Origin of the sequence: Uniformispora flossi (assembly GCF_049534875.1) — a bacterium.
GTDB lineage: Bacteria > Actinomycetota > Actinomycetes > Streptomycetales > Streptomycetaceae > Yinghuangia > Yinghuangia aomiensis.
Window position 1 is genome coordinate 162,171 of record NZ_JBMULZ010000005.1, and the last position, 19,639, is coordinate 181,809.

The window sequence follows — 19,639 nt, forward strand, 5'->3', positions numbered from 1 at the left end:
TGCGGCCGCTCACCGCCGGGCAAGCTCCGGCAGCTGGTCGCCCAGCAGGGCCCGGAGCCGCCGCAGCGCGCGCAGCGACTGCACGCGTACCGCGGGCGCGGTCATGTCCAGCGCCCGGGCGGCCTCCTCGACGGAGCGGTCCTCCCAGTACCGCAGCACGAGCACCGCACGGTCACGGGCGGAGAGCCGCGCGAGGCCGTCGAGCAGCGCCATGCGCAGGCCGGGGTCGTCGGCTTCGTAGCCGCCTTCCGGCATGTCCCCGGTCGGCAGCTCGCCGGAGCTGCGTTTGCGGCGGTAGGACAGGAACGTCCGCATGAGGATCGCGTCGGCGTAGGCCTTCGGCGAGTCCGCCGTGCTGACCCGGCGCCACGAGACGTAGACCTTGCCGAGGGTCTCCTGCACGAGGTCTTCCGCGAGATGCCAGTCGCCGGTCAGCAGGCAGGCCATCCGCATCATCGACGGGCTGCGCGCGGCCGCAAACTCCAGGTAGTCCGCGTCCGCGGCGGCACGCCGCTCCTGCCGGGACGGCGTGGGGTATTGCGGCTGGTCCGCCATGGGCCTCCCCCGCTGTGGTCACATATCGGAGATGCGGCGTTCGCCCCTCCGCGTTACACCCCCCGCCCGGATTTTCCGGCGGTTCCCGGTCGACGCACGGCCGGGACGGGCTGCGGCGCCGGCGGGCCGACGTACCGCGCGGACGGCCGGATGATCTTGCTGTCCGCGGCCTGCTCGAGCGCGTGGGCGGTCCACCCCACGACCCGGCTCGCCGCGAACGTCGGCGTGAACATCGTCCGCGGCAGCCCGCACAGCTCCATCACCACCCCCGCCCAGAACTCCACGTTCGTGTGCAGTTCCCGGCCCGGCTTGAGTTCCGCGAGCACGTCCACGACCTCACGCTCGACCTGCCCCGCGAACTCGATCCCGACCATCACGCGGTACCGCCCGATGCGTCACAACCCCAGCCGCCTTCGTACTTCGTCGTGCGGCAGGAAGGACGCTGTTCCCTTGGCACGACTCTTGTCGTGGTCCGCGACGGCGCGTGCCTCTTCGAGCTGGTACCGCAGCTCGGCCAAGTCGGCGGCATTGACGATCACCGCCGCAACGTGGCCGTGGTCGGTGATCACGGTCTCTTCGTGGCCGTGCGCCGCACGCCGGACCAACGTGCCGAACTGGGCGCGGGCTTCGGTAATCGTCAGTATCTCGGTCAGGTATCAACTGTACACTTCTGCATCTTTCTTACAGTGAGTGCACAAAAGAAGGTCGGGCCCGAGGCGTTTGCCTCACGGCCCGACCGGTTCTCGGGGCTACAGCGTCTTCGCGGCTTTCTCCCGCTGCGGCGTGACCGTCAACTGGTCGCGCGACTCGTCCAGGTCCACGACGACGGTGTCGCCGTCGGACACCTCGCCGGAGAGGAGTTCGCGGGCGAGGCGGTCGCCGATGGACGTCTGCACGAGGCGGCGCAGCGGGCGGGCGCCGTAGGCCGGGTCGTAGCCGGTCAGGGCGAGCCACTCGCGGGCGGCGTCGGTCACCGTGAGGCTGATCCGGCGGTCGGCCAGGCGGGCGCCGAGCCGGGCGACGGACAGGTCGACGATGTGCGCGAGTTCGCCGGTGCCGAGCGCGTCGAACACCACGATGTCGTCGAGCCGGTTGAGGAACTCCGGCTTGAACGCCATCCGCACGACGTCCATGACGCGCGCCTTCTGGTCGGCGGGTTCCAGCGTCTGGTCGACGAGGAACTGCGAGCCGAGGTTGGAGGTGAGGATCAGCACCGTGTTGCGGAAGTCCACGGTGCGGCCTTGGCCGTCGGTGAGGCGGCCGTCGTCGAGCACCTGGAGCAGGACGTCGAAGACCTCCGGGTGCGCCTTCTCCACCTCGTCCAGCAGGACGATCGTGTAGGGGCGGCGGCGCACGGCCTCGGTGAGCTGGCCGCCTTCCTCGTAGCCGACGTAGCCGGGAGGCGCGCCGACGAGGCGGGCGACCGAATGCTTCTCGGCGTACTCGCTCATGTCGACGCGGACCATCGCGCGTTCGTCGTCGAACAGGAAGTCGGCCAGGGACTTGGCGAGTTCGGTCTTGCCGACGCCGGTCGGGCCGAGGAACAGGAACGAGCCGGTCGGCCGGTCCGGGTCGGCGATGCCGGACCGGGCCCGGCGCACCGCGTCGGACACCGCCGCCACGGCCGACTTCTGGCCGATCAGGCGCTTGCCGATCTCGTCCTCCATGCGCAGCAGCTTGCCGCGTTCGCCTTCCAGGAGGCGCCCGGCGGGGATTCCGGTCCATGACGACACCACGTCCGCGACGTCGTCCGAGCCGACTTCCTCCTTGACCATCGACGCGGGCGCCGTGGATTCCGCGGTGTGCGAAGCGTCGGCGAGTTCGCGCTCCAGCTCCGGGATCCGCCCGTACATCAGCTTCGACGCGGACTCGAAGTCGCCGTCGCGCTGGGCGCGTTCGGCTTCGCCGCGCAGGTCGTCAAGCTGCTTCTTCAGCTCGCCGACCTTGTTGAGCCCGGCCTTCTCCTGCTGCCAGCGCGCGGTCAGGCCGCTGAGCTGCTCCTGCCGGTCGGCGAGGTCGCGGCGGATCTTCTGCAGCCGCTCCTTGCTCGCCGGGTCGGACTCCTTGGCGAGCGCCAGCTCTTCCATGTGCAGGCGGTCGACGGAGCGCTGGAGTTCGTCGATCTCGACCGGGGACGAGTCGATCTCCATGCGCAGCCGGGACGCGGCCTCGTCGACCAGGTCGATCGCCTTGTCGGGGAGGAACCGCGCGGTGATGTAGCGGTCCGAGAGGGTGGCCGCGGCGACCAGGGCCGCGTCGGCGATCTGGACCTGGTGGTGGGCTTCGTAGCGGCTCTTGAGGCCGCGGAGGATCGCGATGGTGTCCTCGACGCTCGGCTCGCCGACCAGCACCTGCTGGAACCGGCGCTCCAGCGCGGGGTCCTTCTCGATGTGCTTGCGGTACTCGTCGAGAGTGGTCGCGCCGACCAGGCGCAGCTCGCCGCGGGCGAGCATGGGCTTGAGCATGTTGCCCGCGTCCATCGCCGAATCGCCGGTCGCGCCCGCACCGACGACGGTGTGCAGCTCGTCGATGAAGGTGACGACTTCGCCGTCGCTGTCCTTGATCTCGGTCAGCACGGCCTTGAGCCGCTCTTCGAACTCGCCTCGGTACTTCGCGCCCGCGACCATCGCGCCCAGATCGAGGGCGATCAGCCGCTTGCCGCGCAGCGACTCGGGCACGTCGCCGGCCACGATGCGCCGCGCGAGGCCTTCCACGACGGCGGTCTTGCCGACGCCGGGTTCGCCGATCAGCACGGGGTTGTTCTTGGTACGCCGGGACAGCACCTGGACGACGCGGCGGATCTCGGCGTCGCGGCCGATCACCGGGTCGAGCTTGCCGTCGCGGGCTTCCTGGGTCAGGTCGCGGCCGTACTTCTCCAGCGCCTGGTAGGTGCTCTCCGGGTCCTGCGACGTCACCCGGGCGCTGCCGCGGACCTTGGTGAATGCGTCGAGGAGCGCCTGCGGCCCGGCGCCGTGCGCCTTGAGCAGGTCGGCCATCGCGCCGCCGGACTCGGCGACCCCGACGAGCAGGTGCTCGGTCGAGACGTACGCGTCGCCGAGCGCGTCGGCGCGGCTCCCGGCGTCCTCCAGCGCGGCCAGCGTCTCGCGGGCGAGCTGGGGCGCGGACACGGTCGAGCCCTGGGCGCGGGGCAGCCGGTCGAGCGCCCGGTCGGCCTCGGCCTTCACCCGGGCCGCGTCGACGCCGAGCGCGGCGAGGAGCGGCACCGCGGTGCCTTCGGGCTGTTCGAGCAGGGCCGCGAGCAGATGCGCGGGCTCCACCTGGGGGTGCCCGGACACCGCCGCCTTGCGGACCGCCGTGGACAGGCTTTCCGCGGCCTTCGTGGTGAGCTTGTTGGCATCCATGTGCGCGACGCGACTCCTTTGCTGACGACGACGGGTTTGCGTTGCTGCCTGGAACAACGCCGGCCAAAGTTGAGTGTATTCCGCTCAACTTTCTGGAGGGAGAGAAACACGGCCCGATTTTCCGGCGCCGACGACCCCCGCGGCGGCCGCCCGGCAGGCCCCGGTTACCGTCGCCGCATGACCACCGCCGCGACCGCACCCGCCGGAACCGACCAGGCTTCCGAGTCGCCCGACGCCTCCGAGGCCTACGCGGCCTTCTGGCGCGAGTACCACCTGTGCACGCTGACCACACTCCGCCCGGACGGCACCCCGCACGTCGTCCCGGTCGGCGCGACCTACGACGCGGAGACCGGCATCGCCCGGGTCATCACCAGCCGCACCAGCCGCAAAGCCCGCAACGTCGCCGCCGCGGGCCCGGCCGGCGCCCGGGTCGCCGTCTGCCAGGTCGACCGCGCCCGCTGGGCGACCCTGGAAGGCATCGCCGTGGTCGTCGACGACCCGGCCGCGGTCGCCGACGCCGAACGCCGCTACACCGAGCGCTACCGCACGCCGCGCGCCAACCCCGACCGGGTGGTCATCGAGATCCGGGTAACGCGCACGCTCGGCCGCGGCTGAGCACCCACCATCGGGCGGCACCGGGCCTCCCGGCAACCGTCCCCGCGGCGTACAGTCGCTCCGGTCCGGCGCACGGCGGCACACTCGGGCGGGAGATCGGCAATGGCGTGGTGGAAACGCGGCACGGACACCGACCCGACGGCGGTCCCCGCCAGGCGGGCCTCCGCCGAACCCGCGCCCTCATCCGTCGCATCCCCGGAATCCCCGGACCCCCCGGAATCCCCCGAGTTCGACCTCGTCCGCCGCGGCTACGACCGCGCCCAAGTCGACGCCCGCGTCGCCGAGGTCCAACGCGCCCTGGCCGGAAGCCGGTCCACCGTCGACACCGCGCAACTGCGGGCCGACGGCGCGGCCAACGGCCTCACCATCGTGCGGCGCGGCTACGACCGCACCCAAGTCGACACCTGGTTCGCGGACGCCGCCGACCGGCTCGGCACCCGCTGAGACCCGGAGTTACCCGGCAGCCCCACACGCCACCCCCGCAGCGACGCGCGACACCGGTTCAGTCCCCGCGGCCCCGCTTCGGGCGCCACACCACCAGCGCGGTGCCCTGCGGCTGCACCCGCACCAGATCGCGCCGGTAGGACGCGTGCACCGCGGCCTCCCGCTGCGCCTGCACCGTGCCCGCCTCGGCGACCTGCGCCTCCAGCTCGGCGACGCGCATGCGCAACGCCTCGACGTGGTTCTCCAGTTCGAGGATGCGCTTGATACCCGCGAGGTTGATGCCCTCCTCCTGGGAGAGCCGCTGCACCTCGCGCAACTGCACGATGTCGCGGGCGGAGTACCGCCGCCCGCGACCGGCCGCCCGGTCCGGCGAGACCAAGCCGAGGCGGTCGTACTGGCGCAGCGTCTGCGGGTGCAGACCGGACAGCTGGGCGGCGACCGAGATCACGTAGACCGGCGTGACATCGTTCAGCTCGTACGGCCCGCCGGGCCCGAGCCCGCCGCGGCCGCCCGGAACTCCGCCCCGCGGCCCCCCTCCGTCCGCTCTCATGTCACGCTCCCTTCGCGGCTTCCATCAACTTCGCGCGCGGGTCCTCCGTCGACGTGGCGACCCGGTAGGCCTCCAACGCTTCCAGCGCCTTCGCATCGAGGTCCTGCGGAACCAGCACCTCGACCGTGACCAGCAGGTCGCCCCGGGTGCCGTCCTTGCGGGCCGCACCGCGGCCCCGGACCCGCAGCGTCGCTCCGTTCTTGGTACCCGCCGGCAGCTTGAGCGTCACCGGCGCGCCGCCGAGCGTCGGCACCGTCACCTCGGCGCCCAGCACCGCCTCGGGGAACGTCACCGGCGCCGTCACCGTCAGGTTGTCGCCCTTCCGACCGAACACCGGATGCGGACGCACATGCACGACCACGTACAAGTCGCCCGCGGGCCCGCCGCGTTCACCCGGCGCACCCTTGCCCTTGAGCCGGATCCGCTGCCCGTCCTGCACGCCGGCCGGCACCCGCACCTGCATGGTGCGCGCGCTCTTGGCCCGCCCGCTGCCGTGGCACACGATGCACGGGTCGTCGACGATCAGGCCGCGGCCCTTGCAGTCCCGGCACGGCTCGGAGAACGCGAACCCGCCCTGGTTGCGGCTGGTCTGCCCGGTGCCGCTGCACGTCGGACACGTCCGCGGCATCGTCCCGGCCGCCGCGCCGGTCCCGTTGCAGTGCCGGCACGCCTCCGAACTCGTCAGCCGGATCGGCACCGTCGCGCCGTCCACCGCATCCGAGAAATTCAGCGTGACCTCGGACTCGACGTCCTGGCCGCGCCGCGGCGGCTGCTGCCGCGCACCCGTACGCCCGCCGCCGAACAGGCCGCCGAACAAGTCGCCGATGCCGCCCGCCCCCGCGCCCCCGGCGCCCTGCCCGGCGGCACCACCGCCGAACAGGTCGCCCAAGTCGAACGGGAAGTTGCCGGCGCCGGCCCCGCCCGGCGCACGGAACCCTCCGTTGCCGAACAAGGCGCGGGCCTCGTCGTACTCCTTGCGCCGCTTCTCGTCGGCGAGCACGTCGTAGGCCTCGGAGATCTCCTTGAACCGCTCCTCCGCCTTGACGTCCCCCTTGTTCGCATCGGGGTGGTACTCGCGGGCGAGCTTGCGGTACGCCTTCTTGATCTCCGCGGCGCCGGCGTCCTTGGGGACGCCGAGAACCTTGTAGAAGTCCTTCTCCAGGTAGTCCTTCGTACTCACGGCGCCCCGCCTCCCTTCGTGGTGTCCAGCCCCGTGCTCAGCCGTTGTCCGCTTCGCCTGCCGGCGCGTCCGCCGGGTCCGCCGGCTCGGCAACCGCCACGCGCGCGGGCCGGATGACCCGCTCGCGGAACTGGTAACCGGGCTGCAGGATCTCGACGCACGTCGGCTCGGTGACGTCCGGCGCGTAGCTGTGCAGCAGCGCCTCGTGGACCACCGGGTCGAACGGCTCGCCCTTCTTGCCGAAGCTCTGCAGGCCCATCTTCGCGACGACCGACTCCAGCGACTCGGCCACCGACTTGAACCCGCCGGACAGCTCGCCGTGGTCGCGCGCCCGGCCGATGTCGTCGAGCACCGGCAGCAGTTCGGTCAGCACCTTGACCACGGCCTGCTCGCCCACGGCCTGCCGGTCGCGGTCCACCCGCTTGCGGTAGTTCGCGTACTCCGCCTGCAGGCGCTGCAGGTCGAGCGTGCGCTCGGCCACCTGCGCACGCGCCTCCGCCAGCTCGGCCGACCCGCCGCCGGCCTGCTCCGCGGCGGGACCGCCCTCGCGGGCGGCCCCGTCCTGCGCGGAAGCGCCGCGCACCTCACCGGTCTCGGGATCGATGCGCCGTTTGTCGCGGATCACCGGCTCCTCGGGGAAGCCGTGCGTCCCCTCCGTCACGCAGCACCACCCTCACGCTTGTCCTCGTCAACGATCTCGGCGTCGACGACATCATCGTCGGCGGCACCCGCAGTGTTACCCGCGGAAGCCCCCGGCGCACCCGGCTCGCCCGGCTGCGCGCCCGCGTACATCGCGGAACCCAGCTTCTGGCTCGTCGTGGCGACCTTCTCCGCGGCGTCGCGGATCTGCGCGATGTCGTCGCCCTTGAGCACGTCCTTCAGCTCGACCAGGGTGGCCTCGACCTCGGACTTGACGTCGCCCGGCACCTTGTCGCCGCTGTCCTTGAGGAACTTCTCCGTCGTGTAGACGAGCTGCTCCGCCTGGTTGCGGGTCTCGGCGTCCTCGCGGCGCTTCTTGTCGTCCTCGGCGTGCTCCTCGGCCTCGCGCATCATGCGGGAGATGTCGTCCTTCGGCAGGCCCGAGCCGCCGGTGATGGTCATCGACTGCTCCTTGCCCGTCCCGAGGTCCTTGGCGGACACGTGGACGATGCCGTTCGCGTCGATGTCGAACGTGACCTCGATCTGCGGGACGCCGCGCGGCGCCGGCGGCAGACCGGTCAGCTCGAACATGCCGAGCTTCTTGTTGTAGTTCGCGATCTCGCGCTCGCCCTGGAAGACCTGGATCTGCACGGACGGCTGGTTGTCGTCGGCCGTCGTGAAGATCTCCGAGCGCTTCGTCGGGATCGTCGTGTTCCGCTCGATCAGCTTCGTCATGATGCCGCCCTTGGTCTCGATACCGAGGGACAGCGGGGTGACGTCGAGCAGCAGGACGTCCTTGACCTCGCCCTTGAGCACACCGGCCTGGAGCGCGGCGCCGATGGCGACGACCTCGTCCGGGTTCACGCCCTTGTTGGGGTCCTTGCCGCCGGTCAGCTCGCGCACGATGTCCGCGACGGCCGGCATACGGGTCGAACCGCCGACGAGGACGACGTGGTGGATCTCCGACAGCTGGATGCCGGCGTCCTTGATGACGTTGTGGAACGGCACCTTCACGCGGTCCAGCAGATCCTGCGTCAGCTGCTGGAACTGCGCGCGGGTCAGCTTCTCGTCCAGGTGCAGCGGGCCCTCGGCCGACGCGGTGATGTACGGCAGGTTGATGCTGGTCTCGCTCGAGCTGGACAGCTCGATCTTGGCCTTCTCCGCCGACTCGCGCAGGCGCTGCAGCGCCATCTTGTCCTTGGCCAGGTCCACGCCGTGCGCGTTCTTGAACTGCGCGACGAGGTGGTCGACGATCCGCTGGTCCCAGTCGTCGCCGCCGAGGTGGTTGTCGCCGTTGGTGGCCTTCACCTCGACCACGCCGTCGCCGATCTCCAGGAGCGACACGTCGAAGGTGCCGCCGCCGAGGTCGAACACGAGGATGGTCTGCTCGTCGCCCTTGTCGAGGCCGTACGCCAGCGCGGCGGCGGTCGGCTCGTTGACGATGCGGAGCACGTTGAGGCCCGCGATCTCGCCGGCTTCCTTGGTCGCCTGGCGCTCGGCGTCGTTGAAGTACGCCGGGACGGTGATCACCGCGTCGGTGACCTTCTCGCCCAGGTACGCCTCGGCGTCGCGCTTCAGCTTCTGCAGGATGCGGGCGCTGATCTCCTGCGGCGTGTACTTCTTGTCGTCGATCTGGACGGTCCAGTCCGTACCGATGTGCCGCTTGACCGAACGGATCGTCCGGTCGACGTTGGTGACGGCCTGGCGCTTGGCGACCTCGCCGACGAGCACCTCGCCGTTCTTTGCGAAGGCCACCACGGACGGTGTGGTCCGGGACCCCTCCGCGTTGGTGATGACGGTCGATTCGCCGCCTTCGAGAACGCTGACGACAGAGTTCGTCGTACCGAGGTCGATTCCGACCGCACGTGCCATGTTGGGGTCCTCCGGGGGTATTCCGAGTCACGGGTACTGGCAGGGTTGAGCGATACGCACTCAAGGATGAACGACCGGTTCAACGGCGTCAAACCGCTTGAGTATTCCCGACTCAACTTTACTGCTCGGGTCGGCCGCAGGAGGGACAACCGGGAGAGTGGCGCGCGGTGCGGTGCGAAGGCTGCTCGCGGCGCGGTGTAAGAGTGAGGGAGAACGCAGTCCCAATAGAGGGGGTCCGTCGAGAGAAGGGCGCCGGGCCTGGCAGCATGTCGACAGGAAAACTGACGGGTCGTCACATCAGCGGTGCACCGCAACCCGGGCGCCGTGACAGAGATCATCCGTTCAGCGGATAAGTTACTTGTCGGTAAGATCCCTGCACGGCCGTACGCTGACGGCCGATACACGCCCCGGAAGGGACGTCCCACCGGAGGAGCAGAACCGCGATGCAGCTCGCCGCCATCGTCATAGCGCTGGTCATCAGCGTGGTCGGCTTCGCCCTGCTCGGGCGCGCCGCCGTGTACATCTATCAGTACGCCAGACTCGGGCAACCGGTTCCCGGCCGCACCGGCCCCGCCGGCAAGCGCCTGGCCAACATGCTGACCGAGATCCTCGGCCACACCCGGATGCTCAAGTGGGGCATCGTCGGCGCGGCCCACTGGTTCGTCATGGTCGGGTTCGGGGCCCTGGTCCTCACCCTCGTCACCGCGTACGGCCAGCTCTTCGACGCCGAATTCGCCATCCCCTTCATCGGGCACTGGGTCGTCTGGAACGTCGTCGAGGAAGTCCTCGGCTTCATGACGGTCCTGGCCATCCTCGTCCTCATCGGCATCCGCCAGGCCAGCCACCCGCGCCTGGCCGGCCGCAAGTCGCGGTTCGCGGGCTCCACGTTCTGGCAGGCGTACTTCGTCGAAGGCGTCGTGCTCGGAGTCGGCATCTGCATCATGCTGCTGCGCGGGCTCGAAGGCGCGCTGCGCGGCATCGACTCGTGGGACGCGCACTACCTGGTCTCGTACCCGCTGATCAAGGCGTTCGACGGGCTGTCGGTCGACACGCTCGAGACGCTCGTGTACACGGTCGCGCTGGTCAAGATCGTCATCTCGATGGCGTGGGCCACCACCATCGGCGTCAACCCGTCGATGGGTGTGGCGTGGCACCGGTTCACCGCGTTCTTCAACATCTACTTCAAGCGCGAGGCGAGCGGCGCCGTCGCTCTCGGCCCGCTGCAGCCGATGACCTCCGGCGGTCAGCCGATCGACTTCGAGGACCCCAAGGACGACGACATCTTCGGCGTCGGCCAGGTCGAGCACTTCTCCTGGAAGGGCCTCCTCGACTTCGCCACCTGCACCGAGTGCGGCCGCTGCCAGTCGCAGTGCCCCGCCTGGAACACCGGCAAGCCGCTGTCCCCGAAGCTGCTCATCATGTCGCTCCGCGAGCACGCGTTCGCGAAGGCGCCGTACCTCCTGGCCGGCGGCGGCAAGGACCTCGGCGGCGACGAGAAGGGCAGCGCCGACCAGCTCGCGAAGGTCCCGGCCGCGGCACTCGCCGAGGCCGAGCGCCCGCTCATCGGCAGCGCCGAAGACGGCGGCATCATCGACCCGGACGTGCTGTGGTCGTGCACGACGTGCGGCGCGTGCGTCGAGCAGTGCCCGGTCGACATCGAGCACGTCGACCACATCGTCGACATGCGGCGCTACCAGGTGCTGATCGAGTCGGCGTTCCCGTCCGAGGCCGCCACGATGCTCAAGGGCCTGGAGAACAAGGGCAACCCGTGGGGCCTCGCGCCCAAGGCGCGCCTCGACTGGGTCAAGGAACTCAAGAAGTCCACCGGCATCCAGGTCCCGATCATGGGCGAGGACATCGACCCGGCCGAGGTCGAGTACCTGTACTGGGTCGGCTGCGCGGGCGCCCTGGAAGACCGGGCCAAGAAGACGACGAAGGCGTTCGCCGAGCTGCTGCACATCGCGGACGTGAAGTTCGCGATCCTCGGCAAGGAGGAGTCCTGCACCGGTGACTCCGCGCGGCGTCTGGGCAACGAGTTCCTGTTCCAGATGCTCGGGGCGCAGAACGTCGCGACGCTGAACATGGCGTTCGGCGAGGACGACGAGGACGAGGCCACGAAGCTCCCGGCGTCGAAGAAGCGGATCGTGACGACCTGTCCGCACTGCTTCAACACGATCGCCAACGAGTACCCGCAGCTCGGCGGGCACTTCGAGGTCATCCACCACACGCAGCTGCTGCAGCACCTGGTGGACGAAGGCAAGCTCGTGCCGGTGGGCCCGGTCGAGGGGCTCATCACGTACCACGACCCGTGCTACCTGGGGCGGCACAACAAGATCTACACGCCGCCGCGCGAGATCATCGCCAAGGTGCCCGGGCTCCGGAACGAGGAGATGCACCGGCACAAGGAGCGCGGCTTCTGCTGCGGCGCCGGCGGCGCGCGCATGTGGATGGAAGAGCGCATCGGCAAGCGCATCAACAACGAGCGTGTCGACGAGGCGCTGTCGCTCGACCCGGACATCGTGTCGACGGCGTGCCCGTTCTGTCTCGTGATGCTGTCGGACTCGGTGACGGGCAAGAAGCAGACCGGGCAGGCGAAGGAGTCCACGCAGGTCGTGGACGTGTCGCAGCTGCTGCTGCAGTCGGTGAAGGTGCCGGAGATGGCCGGCGGCCCGGCGGTGGAAGCGGCCGAGGTGCCGGCGGAGTAGACCCGCGGTTGCCTGCTTGACGGATGTGTCGGCGGCGGTGGTCCGGAAATCCGGGCCACCGCCGCTTGTCGTCGGGTGGGTGGTCGGGAGGTGGCTGCCGGTGGCGGGTCCGCCGGGCTGCTGCCGATCCGTTCGCGGCAATACGCCAGTCCTACGGCGACACCGGCCGCCGTGCGACCCGGTACCGTCAAGGGTGTGAGCGGCGACTACTACGGCGGCCGCCCGGACGGGGGCGGCTACCCCGGCGGGGGCGGCGGGTACCCGGGCGGATACCCGGGTGAGCAGTATGGGCAACAGGGACAGGACCCGTACCGGCAGCAGCAGGGCGACGGGGCACCTTACGGCGGGCCGCAGCACGGGGGGCAGCAGTACGGCGGGCCCCAGCACGGCGGGCCGCAGCACGGCGGGCCGCAGCAGGGCGGGCCGCCGCACGGCGGGCCGCCGCACGGCGGGCAGCAGGGGTACGGGGCTCAGCAGGGGGGCTATCCCGGCGGGCAAGGCGGCCAGGGCGGGCAAGGCGGGCAGGGGTCGCAAGGCGACGGTGCCTACCCCGGCGGGCCGCTGTCGCTGCCGGACGAGACCAGCCTGTACATCTACGGCCAAGTGCCGGACGGGTACACGCAGGTGACCCCGCAGGCCGGCGGGCCCGGCAGCGGACAGAGCAGCACGGTGTACCAGGGCGGCCGGCCGTATCAGCCGGCGCCGCCGGTGTACGCGCCGCCCGCGCGGCGACTCACCCGGCAGGAAGTCCTGCAGGGGCTGATCAGCCGGCCGATGGCGACGCTGGACGCCGCGCGCGACCAGGCGTTCTGGTGGTCCGCGCTGGCGATCGCGGCCATCGGCGGAATACTCGCCATGGTCGCCAACGACAAGGCACGCGACGAGGTCGTGACGTCGACGCTCAGCACGAGCGTGCCGGCGCTGCTGATGACGGCGCTGCTCGTGCCCGCGTTCTGCGCGGTGCTCGGGTGGGTGTCGAACATGCTCGCGCAGACGTTCGGCGGGAACGGCGAAGCCGGACCGTTCATCACCCTGGCGATGCTCGTGACGTGGCTGACCGACGCGCCGCGGCTGGTGGTCGCGCTGTTCGCGCGCGACGGAAGCCCGCTGGTGGTCGGGGTCGGACTGCTGTCGTTCGTGCTCACCGCGTGGCTGCTCGCCGCGACGGCCCGGAGCGTGCACGAACTGCCGTGGCCGCGCGCGTTCGGGGCGGTGTCGGTGCAGCTGATCGCGTTGCTGCTGGTGCTGAAGCTGCCGATCGCGGGGTAAGCCAAGGTCCGGTGGTGTGACGGCGGCCCCCGCCGCGAACCGGACCACCACCGGACCACCCGGTCCGCAAGCGGTCCCACACGGCCCTCGGATGGATCTTCCCGCCACCAAGCCCCACGCGGTTTCGTGGAGTACACGGGGACAGCACACCACCGAGGCCGGCGCCGGGAAAGGCGCCCGCGCTTAAAGGACCTCTCATGCTCCTGCGGACCCGCACCCGGACGGCTCTCCAAGCCGCCGCCCTGTTCTACGCGACCGACCGTGGCTGGCCTGTCCTCCGCGGCGCGTACGTCGACGACGACGGCTGCTCGTGCCGGTCCCCCCACTGCCCCGCGCCGGGCGCGCACCCCGCCGATCCGGCGGGGCCCGGCGCGGCCAGCCGGTCCGCGGACGTGGTCCGCGCCTGGTGGAGCCGCCGCCCGTACACGGTGCTCCTCGCCACCGGCCACGAGTTCGACGTCCTGGACACCCCGGCGCCGGTCGGCTACGCGGCGATCCGCGACCTCGACGAACTCGGCTTCCCCCCGGGCCCGGTGGTGCACCTGCCGTCCGACCGGCTGCTGTTCCTGGTCCGCCCCGGCGCACGCGACGTGTACTGGTACACGGTGGACCACAACGACGCCGCCCGCCTCGACATCCGGCACCACGGCTCCGGCCACGTCGTCCCGGCCCCCTCGGGCCCCGGGGCGGCCGGCCCGGAACCGCGGTGGGCCATCGCGCCGGACCCCGCCGAGCGGCGGCTCCCCGAAGCGGTCGACCTGCTGGGAACGCTGGTCCGGGCCTGCCTGCACGGCAGAGCGCCGGCGTTCCCGCTGTGCCCGCGGGAGGAGGTGAGTGGTTGACGGAACCCTCCCCACCCGCCCGGGAGTCCGCCCCCGCGGCCGCCCGCCCGGCCTCACCGCCGGGGCTCCCCGGAGCGGAATGAGCGCCGGCCGGCCCTGCCTCCCGGGGCCGCCGACGCGGAACACCGAAGCCCCGCCTGCCCGGATCGGGTTGGCGGGGCTTGGGGTGTTGAGGGCCTCGGACCCTCAGGCGTCAGGCGTCAGGCGTCGAGGACCTGGCCCTCGCGGCTGACCACCGGGGGCAGTACCGACCAGGGAAAGTTGATCCAGTCTTCGGTGTACTTCCAGACGTACTCGCACTTCACCGACGACTGCGGCTTCTCGTAGATCACCGCACAGCGCACGTCGGCGACCGCGCCTTCGCAGAAGTCGCGCACCAGCTTCAGCGTCTTCCCGGTATCCGCGACGTCGTCCGCGACCAGGACCTTCTTGTCCGTGAAGTCGATGATGTTCGGCACCGGAGCGAGCATGATCGGCATCTCGAGCGTGGTGCCGACGCCGGTGTAGAACTCCACGTTCACCAGGTGCAGGTTCTTGCAGTCGAGCGCGTACGCCAGCGCCCCGGCCGCGAACACCCCGCCGCGGGCGATGGACAGGATGATGTCCGGCTCGTAACCGTCCTCGGCGACCTTCTCGGCCAGCTCGCGGGTGGCGTCCCCGAGCAGCTCCCAGGTGAGGTTCTCGCGCACGTCGGTCATGTCGGGGTGGCCTAACTAGGTGATCGGGACGAGATGATCAGGGCTGGATGATCGGGGCGGGGCCTGCGGGACTCAGATCTTCGAACGGTGGAAGTTCTGGAACGACCGCGACGCCGTCGGACCGCGCTGGCCCTGGTACCGCGAGCCGTACACGGACGAACCGTACGGGAACTCGGACGGCGACGAGAGCCGGAACAGGCACAGCTGCCCGATCTTCATCCCCGGCCACAGCTTGATCGGCAACGTGGCGACGTTCGACAGCTCCAGCGTCACATGCCCGGAGAACCCCGGGTCGATGAACCCGGCCGTCGAGTGCGTCAGCAGCCCCAGCCGCCCCAGCGAACTCTTCCCCTCGAGCCGGCTGGCCACGTCGTCCGGCAGCGTGATGACCTCGTACGTCGACGCCAGCACGAACTCACCCGGATGCAGGATGAACGGCTCATCCCCCTCGGGCTCCACCAGCCGGGTCAGATCCGGCTGTTCCACCGCAGGGTCGATGTGCGGGTACCGGTGGTTCTCGAAAACCCTGAAGAACCGGTCAAGCCGGACGTCGACACTCGACGGCTGGACCATCTCCGGTTCAAACGGGTCGATCCCCACCCGACCGGCGTCGATCTCCGCGCGAATATCCTTGTCCGAAAGCAGCACGCAAAGAGGGTAGTCGCCGCAGCCGATACACCCAAACGGGACTCCCCGGGCGAGGCACCTTCACCACGCGCGAGTCACCCCGTCTGGCCACCAAACGGCGCACCGAACGCGCCACTCCACCCACCCACCGCGGCACCACGACCCCCGCCGACGCCGCAAACCTTGCTGCACCCACTCTCCCGAATCAGGTACAGTGACACCGTCGCTCCCCTCAGGGACCAGCGACAATGCGGGTGTAGTTTAATGGTAGAACATGAGCTTCCCAAGCTCAGAGCGCGAGTTCGATTCTCGTCACCCGCTCCCGTATCAAGGCCCAGGTCATCGACCCGGGCCTTGTTTGTTGTCTGGACCTGTCGAAGCATCTCGTGCCCTTCGTGGACTCCGAGGCCACCCGGTCCCCGGTATGCCCAAGAGGGGGTTTCGTGGTGGGGATGCGCCGACCACAGGGAGCCGTGCCCGTTCATCGTGATTCCGGCGGATGGCATGGGCACGCCGGTCACTCCAGAGCGCAGTACTCGTCGCAGGCGAGGTGCAGGTCGGGCGGCGATCGTAGTGGACGCCGAAGGTCGTCTAAGCGCCCAATGCCCTGCTTCGTCGTAGACGACCAACCAAGGTGGGGATCATCCGCCGGCTCCCAGTCGTAGAAGTCTTTGGCGGCACGCTCTGCAAGCTCCGGCGGGTAATCGGCACAGCGGCGCAATACCCACGCGTAGTGCCGTCGTTCCCGTTTGAGCATGTCTAGATAGCGCTGTTCGTCATGCATCCATGGCGACAGCTGTGCGTGCTCACCGAACGCCCCTAGGGCGTGTCTTCAAAGCGGTGACGCGGGATCATGGCTGTCGTGATTCGGCGTTATGAACTGACGGACGACGAGTGGTTGTTGATGGAGCCGTGGTTGCCGCGGCCGCCGAAGGGGCGGCCGCGGCTGGACGACCGGCGGGTCCTGAACGGGATCGTGTGGAAGATCCGTGCGGGCAGCGCGTGGCGTGACGTGCCCGCACGGTACGGGCCCTGGCAGTCCGTCTACACCCGTTTCCGCAGGTGGGCGCTGGACGGCACGCTCACGCGCATGCTCGCCGCGGTCCAGGCCGACCGGCAGACGACCGCGGACGTGGACTGGCTGGTCGCGGTCGACTCCACCCTGGTGCCCGCGCACCAGCACGCCGCCGGCGCGAAAAGGGGGACCGGCCGGGGGACGAACCGGCAGATCACGCCCTCGGCCGATCCCGAGGAGGACTGACCACCAAGCTCCACCTCGCCGTCGACGGCAAAGGACGGCCCCTCGCGTTCGTCCTGACCGGCGGACAACGCAACGACTGCACCCAGTTCGAGAACGTCATGGAGCGCATCCGCGTCGCACGACGAGGGCCGGGCCGCCCACGCACCCGACCGGACCGGGTGGTCGCGGACAAGGGCTACAGCTCCCGGACCATCCGCGCCTACCTGCGCCGACGCGGCATCAAGCACACCATCCCCGAACGGATCGACCAACTGAACGGACGCATCCGCCGCGGCGAACCGCCCTGCCGCTTCGACCCACACGCCTACCGCCGCCGCAACGTCGTCGAACGCTGCTTTTCAACAAGCTCAAGCACTTCCGCGGCATCGCCACCCGCTACGACAAAACCGCCGTCTCCTACGAAGCAGGCATCACCCTCGCCGCAACACTCCTCTGGCTCCGACCACATTGAAGACAGAACCTAGGACACACATCTCGATCAGTGCTTTGGCATCGCCATGCTGCGAGCGTTGTGTGTTGGGCGGTCGCCGACGCTGCCAAGGTGGTTCGGCGCCCGCGTCGGTCGTGGCGACACCTCTGGCCGCGGCCTGCATCTGGGGGGTGGTCGGCCCGTTAGAGTCGGGCCTGGCAGGGCTCATCCACTCATTCCTCGCAGGCCTCTGGTCCCAGGCGTTGCAGGACAGAGGTGTACTCGCCGGTCTCCACCAGATGATCGATGACGCGCACCATGGCGGGAAGGCCGGGCTCGCGCACGATCAGCCCGTCCGAGACCCAGAAGTGGCCGCCGTCCAAGCACTCGCCGCTCCCGCGCCAGCGGTCCAGGAGGCAGCCGATCTCATAGCCGTCACGACGTGCCAGATAGAACGGGCCATCCCACTCGCCGACTTCCGACATCGTGTTCCCTCAATCGATGCGTCAGGTCATGCCGGAAGCGGGCCAGCCGTTGCCGATGCCCCAGTCCCAACCGCCGTTCGCCATCTCGCCGAATCGTCATTCGTCCGCCGTTCCACAAAGCTCCGGTCGGCTGCCGGCCGCCCCGGGCTGCCTCGGCTCTCGAGCGTGTTCCGGCAGGGACCACATGGCTTCGAGGTTCCTCAGGTCGTCGGAGAGGCGGCGTCGGCGGCCTTTGGGGCCGGGGTTCGTGTCAGCGCCGCTCTCGTCGGACCAGGCGTTGAGGGTTGAGGGGCTCAACCGTCCTGCCAGGCGGGTCAAAGGCTCCGAGTGCCGGCCGAGGCCGGGGTCAGGACTGGTCTCGTCCGGGCGGTGGCTCGGTGTCCAGAGGAGAATCTTTGCTTTGGCGCGGCGGCACACGTCTGCGTCGAAGGAGTCGGCGGGGAGTCGCGGGGGGATCTGGCGCAGTCCGGAACGGATCTTGTCGACGATGAGGTGTGCCGATGCCACGGAAGGCGGTGAACCGTCGACGCAGCGTGGACGCCGAGCGCTGGACGACGAACCGGGAGCGGCCGACAACGAGGCAAAGACCGCGCTGATGGCTGCTGTGTCTGTCTTCCAGACCGACGCGAGCAATGCGGCGGCGGTGTCTTGTCCGCCTCGGTCGTAGACGATGCGCACCAGTGCGACGGTCCCCAGCTCGCTGCCACCGTAATGGGACTGCAGGTACCAGGTCATCGCGCCTTCGGCGTCGTAACGGCGTTCGTAGAGGTTTCCCAGGTAGGCGGCCGCATCGGCGTCTCCGTCGTCCGCGGCGAAGCGCAGAAGTGATTCGTCGAGCGTCGCCCAGAATTCCACCCCACACCGGCGGTCTTCCCATCGCTTCGTGCTCGCGCTGTCGAGGGCGGCCGATCCGATTTCGTCCATGAACGAGCGCCAGGAGTGCCTTCGCTCTCGCTCGGTGGCGACGAAGCGCTTCACGCCGCGTTCCGAAGCGCTCGGGGCATCCGGCGCCGCGCTGTGGTCAGGCTTGTCAGCGAGGGGTTCCGGTAGGTGGTGGAAATCCCCCTCGTCAGCGCAGAGCTCCGAGCAGGACATGAAGTCCGTCGCGTCGGCGTGAAGTTCGGGAAGGTCCTCGAACTCGCCCGGGATCCAGTCGTCCTCCAGCGCGGCGAGTGCCGCTTCCTCCAGGTCCGCGGCGTAGTCAGGGTCCTGTTCGGCGCGTGCGGCCTTTGCCTTGAGGATGGCCAGCAGGCCGTCGTCGTCCACGTCGAGCCCCCCATCGAGGTCGTCTTGTTCTCGGCCGGGGCAGGCCCTGACCGGCGCGGCGGCGCCGGTCAGGGCCTGGATCCGGGTCAATTGCTCCGCCGCCGGGTCGAAGCCCTCTCCCGCATGGTCGAGGAACCCGCCCAATTCGTCGGAGACCGGAACCGGGGCGGCGCGACGCGGAGGAATTTGCTCGTCGAAGTAGTCCGGTCCACGCGTCGTCATGCCACTCCCCCCTTCCGGTTTCCGGAGATGCCCCTGGCGTTCGCCCTGATCCGGTGCTGCAGACTCTTGACCGAGCCTTCGGCAATGCCCATCCGCTCCGCGATCTCCTTGGGTCCCAGGCCCTCGATGATCTGGTAGACCGCGACGGTGCGTTCCCGGGGCGTCAGGGTCGCGAGCAACTGCTCGAAGGTCACCCTCCAGGCGGCTTCCGCGGCTGGGTCATCCGAAGCCACCGTGTGCAGGCCGGTGTCGTCGTCGGCGAGCAGCACCCGCCCGTTGCGCTTCAACACGGCCTTGAGGGCGAGGTTGTGGGCGGCCTTGCGCAGGTAGGCCCTCGGGTTGGCGGCGTCGACGATCTTCTTGCGCACGGCGAGGAGCGCGTCGTGGGCGATGTCTTCGGCTTCCGCGGCCAGGTCGGGAAAGGCGCGCTTGAGGTATGCCACCGTGTCGGGGATGTCTTGGCCATAACGGTCGGCGAGCAGAGCGAGTCCGTCGACGGCGGCGGGCGCGGGCGGATCCGGTGCGGTGTCCGGCAGCGGGGTGTACTGCGGGGTCACCACGGGCACCGCCGGGCATGCGCCGAAACGACAAAGGTTTCGGGGCGGTCCGGCAGGTCGTCGCACACCGCCCTGTCCTGC

17 protein-coding genes, 1 tRNA gene and 2 pseudogenes are annotated in these 19,639 nt (G+C 70.1%); 7 read left to right on the top strand and 13 right to left on the bottom strand.

All coding sequences use genetic code 11. The annotated features are described in order from the left end of the window. Positions 1–9 precede the first annotated feature (9 nt). From ACPA54_RS13350 to clpB, 4 genes and pseudogenes are all read right to left on the bottom strand, one after another. The gene (locus ACPA54_RS13350; protein WP_423529261.1) at positions 10–555 is read right to left on the bottom strand and encodes a SigE family RNA polymerase sigma factor; all 546 of its coding nucleotides are present in this window, start codon (positions 553–555) and stop codon (positions 10–12) included. A gap of 53 nt (positions 556–608) precedes the next feature. Further along, positions 609–920: pseudogene (locus ACPA54_RS13355) on the bottom strand (citrate/2-methylcitrate synthase); the annotation flags it as partial. 30 nt (positions 921–950) lie between these two features. Further along, positions 951–1,208, bottom strand: a complete 258-nt coding sequence (locus ACPA54_RS13360) for a type II toxin-antitoxin system Phd/YefM family antitoxin (RefSeq protein ID WP_423529852.1) — start codon at positions 1,206–1,208, stop codon at positions 951–953. A 96-nt stretch (positions 1,209–1,304) separates the two neighbouring features. After that, positions 1,305–3,917, bottom strand: coding sequence for an ATP-dependent chaperone ClpB (gene clpB, locus ACPA54_RS13365; protein ID WP_423529263.1), 2,613 nt, complete (start codon positions 3,915–3,917; stop codon positions 1,305–1,307). Positions 3,918–4,094: 177 nt separating this feature from the next. Here clpB and ACPA54_RS13370 point away from each other — a divergent pair, with 177 nt between their 5' ends. Further along, positions 4,095–4,532 carry a pyridoxamine 5'-phosphate oxidase family protein gene (locus tag ACPA54_RS13370; RefSeq protein ID WP_423529264.1) on the top strand — a complete coding sequence of 146 codons (438 nt, stop codon included), beginning with the start codon at positions 4,095–4,097 and terminating at the stop codon, positions 4,530–4,532. A gap of 102 nt (positions 4,533–4,634) precedes the next feature. Then, entirely contained in the window at positions 4,635–4,976 is a 342-nt protein-coding gene (locus ACPA54_RS13375; RefSeq protein WP_423529266.1) for a hypothetical protein, read from the top strand. A gap of 58 nt (positions 4,977–5,034) precedes the next feature. Here ACPA54_RS13375 and ACPA54_RS13380 read toward each other — a convergent pair whose 3' ends face one another. Genes ACPA54_RS13380 through dnaK form a run of 4 tightly spaced genes read right to left on the bottom strand, consistent with a single transcriptional unit; the run spans position 5,035 to position 9,217 of the window. Continuing rightward, positions 5,035–5,526, bottom strand: coding sequence for a heat shock protein transcriptional repressor HspR (locus ACPA54_RS13380; protein WP_423529268.1), 492 nt, complete (start codon positions 5,524–5,526; stop codon positions 5,035–5,037). Between the two features lies 1 nt (position 5,527). Continuing rightward, on the bottom strand, positions 5,528–6,706 hold the full coding sequence (gene dnaJ, locus ACPA54_RS13385) for a molecular chaperone DnaJ (protein ID WP_423529270.1): 1,179 nt from the start codon (positions 6,704–6,706) through the stop codon (positions 5,528–5,530). Positions 6,707–6,743: 37 nt separating this feature from the next. Next, complete coding sequence (grpE, locus tag ACPA54_RS13390) at positions 6,744–7,367, bottom strand: nucleotide exchange factor GrpE (protein ID WP_423529271.1); 624 nt, start codon at positions 7,365–7,367, stop codon at positions 6,744–6,746. Beyond that, positions 7,364–9,217 carry a molecular chaperone DnaK gene (dnaK, locus tag ACPA54_RS13395; protein WP_423529272.1) on the bottom strand — a complete coding sequence of 618 codons (1,854 nt, stop codon included), beginning with the start codon at positions 9,215–9,217 and terminating at the stop codon, positions 7,364–7,366. The genes grpE and dnaK overlap by 4 nt, the downstream gene beginning before the upstream one ends. 443 nt (positions 9,218–9,660) lie before the next feature. On the opposite strand from dnaK, the gene ACPA54_RS13400 reads away from it, so the two are divergent. The 3 genes from ACPA54_RS13400 (at position 9,661) to ACPA54_RS13410 (ending at position 14,033) form a co-directional block, all read left to right on the top strand. Next, on the top strand, positions 9,661–11,922 hold the full coding sequence (locus ACPA54_RS13400) for a (Fe-S)-binding protein (protein WP_423529274.1): 2,262 nt from the start codon (positions 9,661–9,663) through the stop codon (positions 11,920–11,922). A gap of 195 nt (positions 11,923–12,117) precedes the next feature. Then, positions 12,118–13,191, top strand: coding sequence for a Yip1 family protein (locus ACPA54_RS13405; RefSeq protein ID WP_423529276.1), 1,074 nt, complete (start codon positions 12,118–12,120; stop codon positions 13,189–13,191). 197 nt (positions 13,192–13,388) lie between these two features. Further along, positions 13,389–14,033 carry a bifunctional DNA primase/polymerase gene (locus tag ACPA54_RS13410; RefSeq protein ID WP_423529278.1) on the top strand — a complete coding sequence of 215 codons (645 nt, stop codon included), beginning with the start codon at positions 13,389–13,391 and terminating at the stop codon, positions 14,031–14,033. Between the two features lie 200 nt (positions 14,034–14,233). Here ACPA54_RS13410 and ACPA54_RS13415 read toward each other — a convergent pair whose 3' ends face one another. Together ACPA54_RS13415 and dcd are read right to left on the bottom strand one after the other, a co-directional pair. After that, positions 14,234–14,731: a phosphoribosyltransferase gene (locus tag ACPA54_RS13415; RefSeq protein ID WP_423529280.1), complete on the bottom strand. Its 498-nt coding sequence runs from the start codon at positions 14,729–14,731 to the stop codon at positions 14,234–14,236. Between the two features lie 72 nt (positions 14,732–14,803). Further along, positions 14,804–15,379 (bottom strand): dCTP deaminase, encoded by a 576-nt coding sequence (dcd, locus tag ACPA54_RS13420; RefSeq protein ID WP_345674130.1) that lies wholly within the window; start codon positions 15,377–15,379, stop codon positions 14,804–14,806. Positions 15,380–15,608: 229 nt separating this feature from the next. On the opposite strand from dcd, the gene ACPA54_RS13425 reads away from it, so the two are divergent. Both ACPA54_RS13425 and ACPA54_RS13430 read left to right on the top strand, forming a co-directional pair. Next, positions 15,609–15,679 (top strand) — tRNA-Gly (locus tag ACPA54_RS13425). Positions 15,680–16,211: 532 nt separating this feature from the next. Next, a pseudogene (locus ACPA54_RS13430) lies at positions 16,212–17,070 on the top strand (IS5 family transposase). Between the two features lie 191 nt (positions 17,071–17,261). On the opposite strand, the gene ACPA54_RS13435 reads toward ACPA54_RS13430, so the two are convergent. The 3 genes from ACPA54_RS13435 to ACPA54_RS13445 all read right to left on the bottom strand — a co-directional run bounded on the left by ACPA54_RS13435 (position 17,262) and on the right by ACPA54_RS13445 (position 19,558). Continuing rightward, a complete protein-coding gene (locus tag ACPA54_RS13435; protein ID WP_423529283.1) occupies positions 17,262–17,513 on the bottom strand; it encodes a hypothetical protein in 252 nt (83 codons plus the stop codon). Positions 17,514–17,609: 96 nt separating this feature from the next. Further along, positions 17,610–19,001 (bottom strand): hypothetical protein, encoded by a 1,392-nt coding sequence (locus ACPA54_RS13440; protein WP_423529285.1) that lies wholly within the window; start codon positions 18,999–19,001, stop codon positions 17,610–17,612. Further along, positions 18,998–19,558, bottom strand: coding sequence for an RNA polymerase sigma factor (locus ACPA54_RS13445; protein ID WP_423529287.1), 561 nt, complete (start codon positions 19,556–19,558; stop codon positions 18,998–19,000). The genes ACPA54_RS13440 and ACPA54_RS13445 overlap by 4 nt, the downstream gene beginning before the upstream one ends. Positions 19,559–19,639 lie beyond the last annotated feature (81 nt).

Excerpts from the sequence above, each read along its gene's own strand:
- ACPA54_RS13350 (WP_423529261.1), bottom strand. The coding sequence starts at position 555 with ATGGCGGACCAGCCGCAATACCCCACGCCGTCCCGGCAGGAGCGGCGT.
- clpB (WP_423529263.1), bottom strand. The coding sequence starts at position 3,917 with ATGGATGCCAACAAGCTCACCACGAAGGCCGCGGAAAGCCTGTCCACG.
- ACPA54_RS13370 (WP_423529264.1), top strand. The coding sequence starts at position 4,095 with ATGACCACCGCCGCGACCGCACCCGCCGGAACCGACCAGGCTTCCGAG.
- ACPA54_RS13375 (WP_423529266.1), top strand. The coding sequence starts at position 4,635 with ATGGCGTGGTGGAAACGCGGCACGGACACCGACCCGACGGCGGTCCCC.
- ACPA54_RS13380 (WP_423529268.1), bottom strand. The coding sequence starts at position 5,526 with ATGAGAGCGGACGGAGGGGGGCCGCGGGGCGGAGTTCCGGGCGGCCGC.
- dnaK (WP_423529272.1), bottom strand. The coding sequence starts at position 9,217 with ATGGCACGTGCGGTCGGAATCGACCTCGGTACGACGAACTCTGTCGTC.
- ACPA54_RS13400 (WP_423529274.1), top strand. The coding sequence starts at position 9,661 with ATGCAGCTCGCCGCCATCGTCATAGCGCTGGTCATCAGCGTGGTCGGC.
- ACPA54_RS13410 (WP_423529278.1), top strand. The coding sequence starts at position 13,389 with ATGCTCCTGCGGACCCGCACCCGGACGGCTCTCCAAGCCGCCGCCCTG.
- ACPA54_RS13415 (WP_423529280.1), bottom strand. The coding sequence starts at position 14,731 with ATGACCGACGTGCGCGAGAACCTCACCTGGGAGCTGCTCGGGGACGCC.
- ACPA54_RS13435 (WP_423529283.1), bottom strand. The coding sequence starts at position 17,513 with ATGTCGGAAGTCGGCGAGTGGGATGGCCCGTTCTATCTGGCACGTCGT.
- ACPA54_RS13440 (WP_423529285.1), bottom strand. The coding sequence starts at position 19,001 with ATGACGACGCGTGGACCGGACTACTTCGACGAGCAAATTCCTCCGCGT.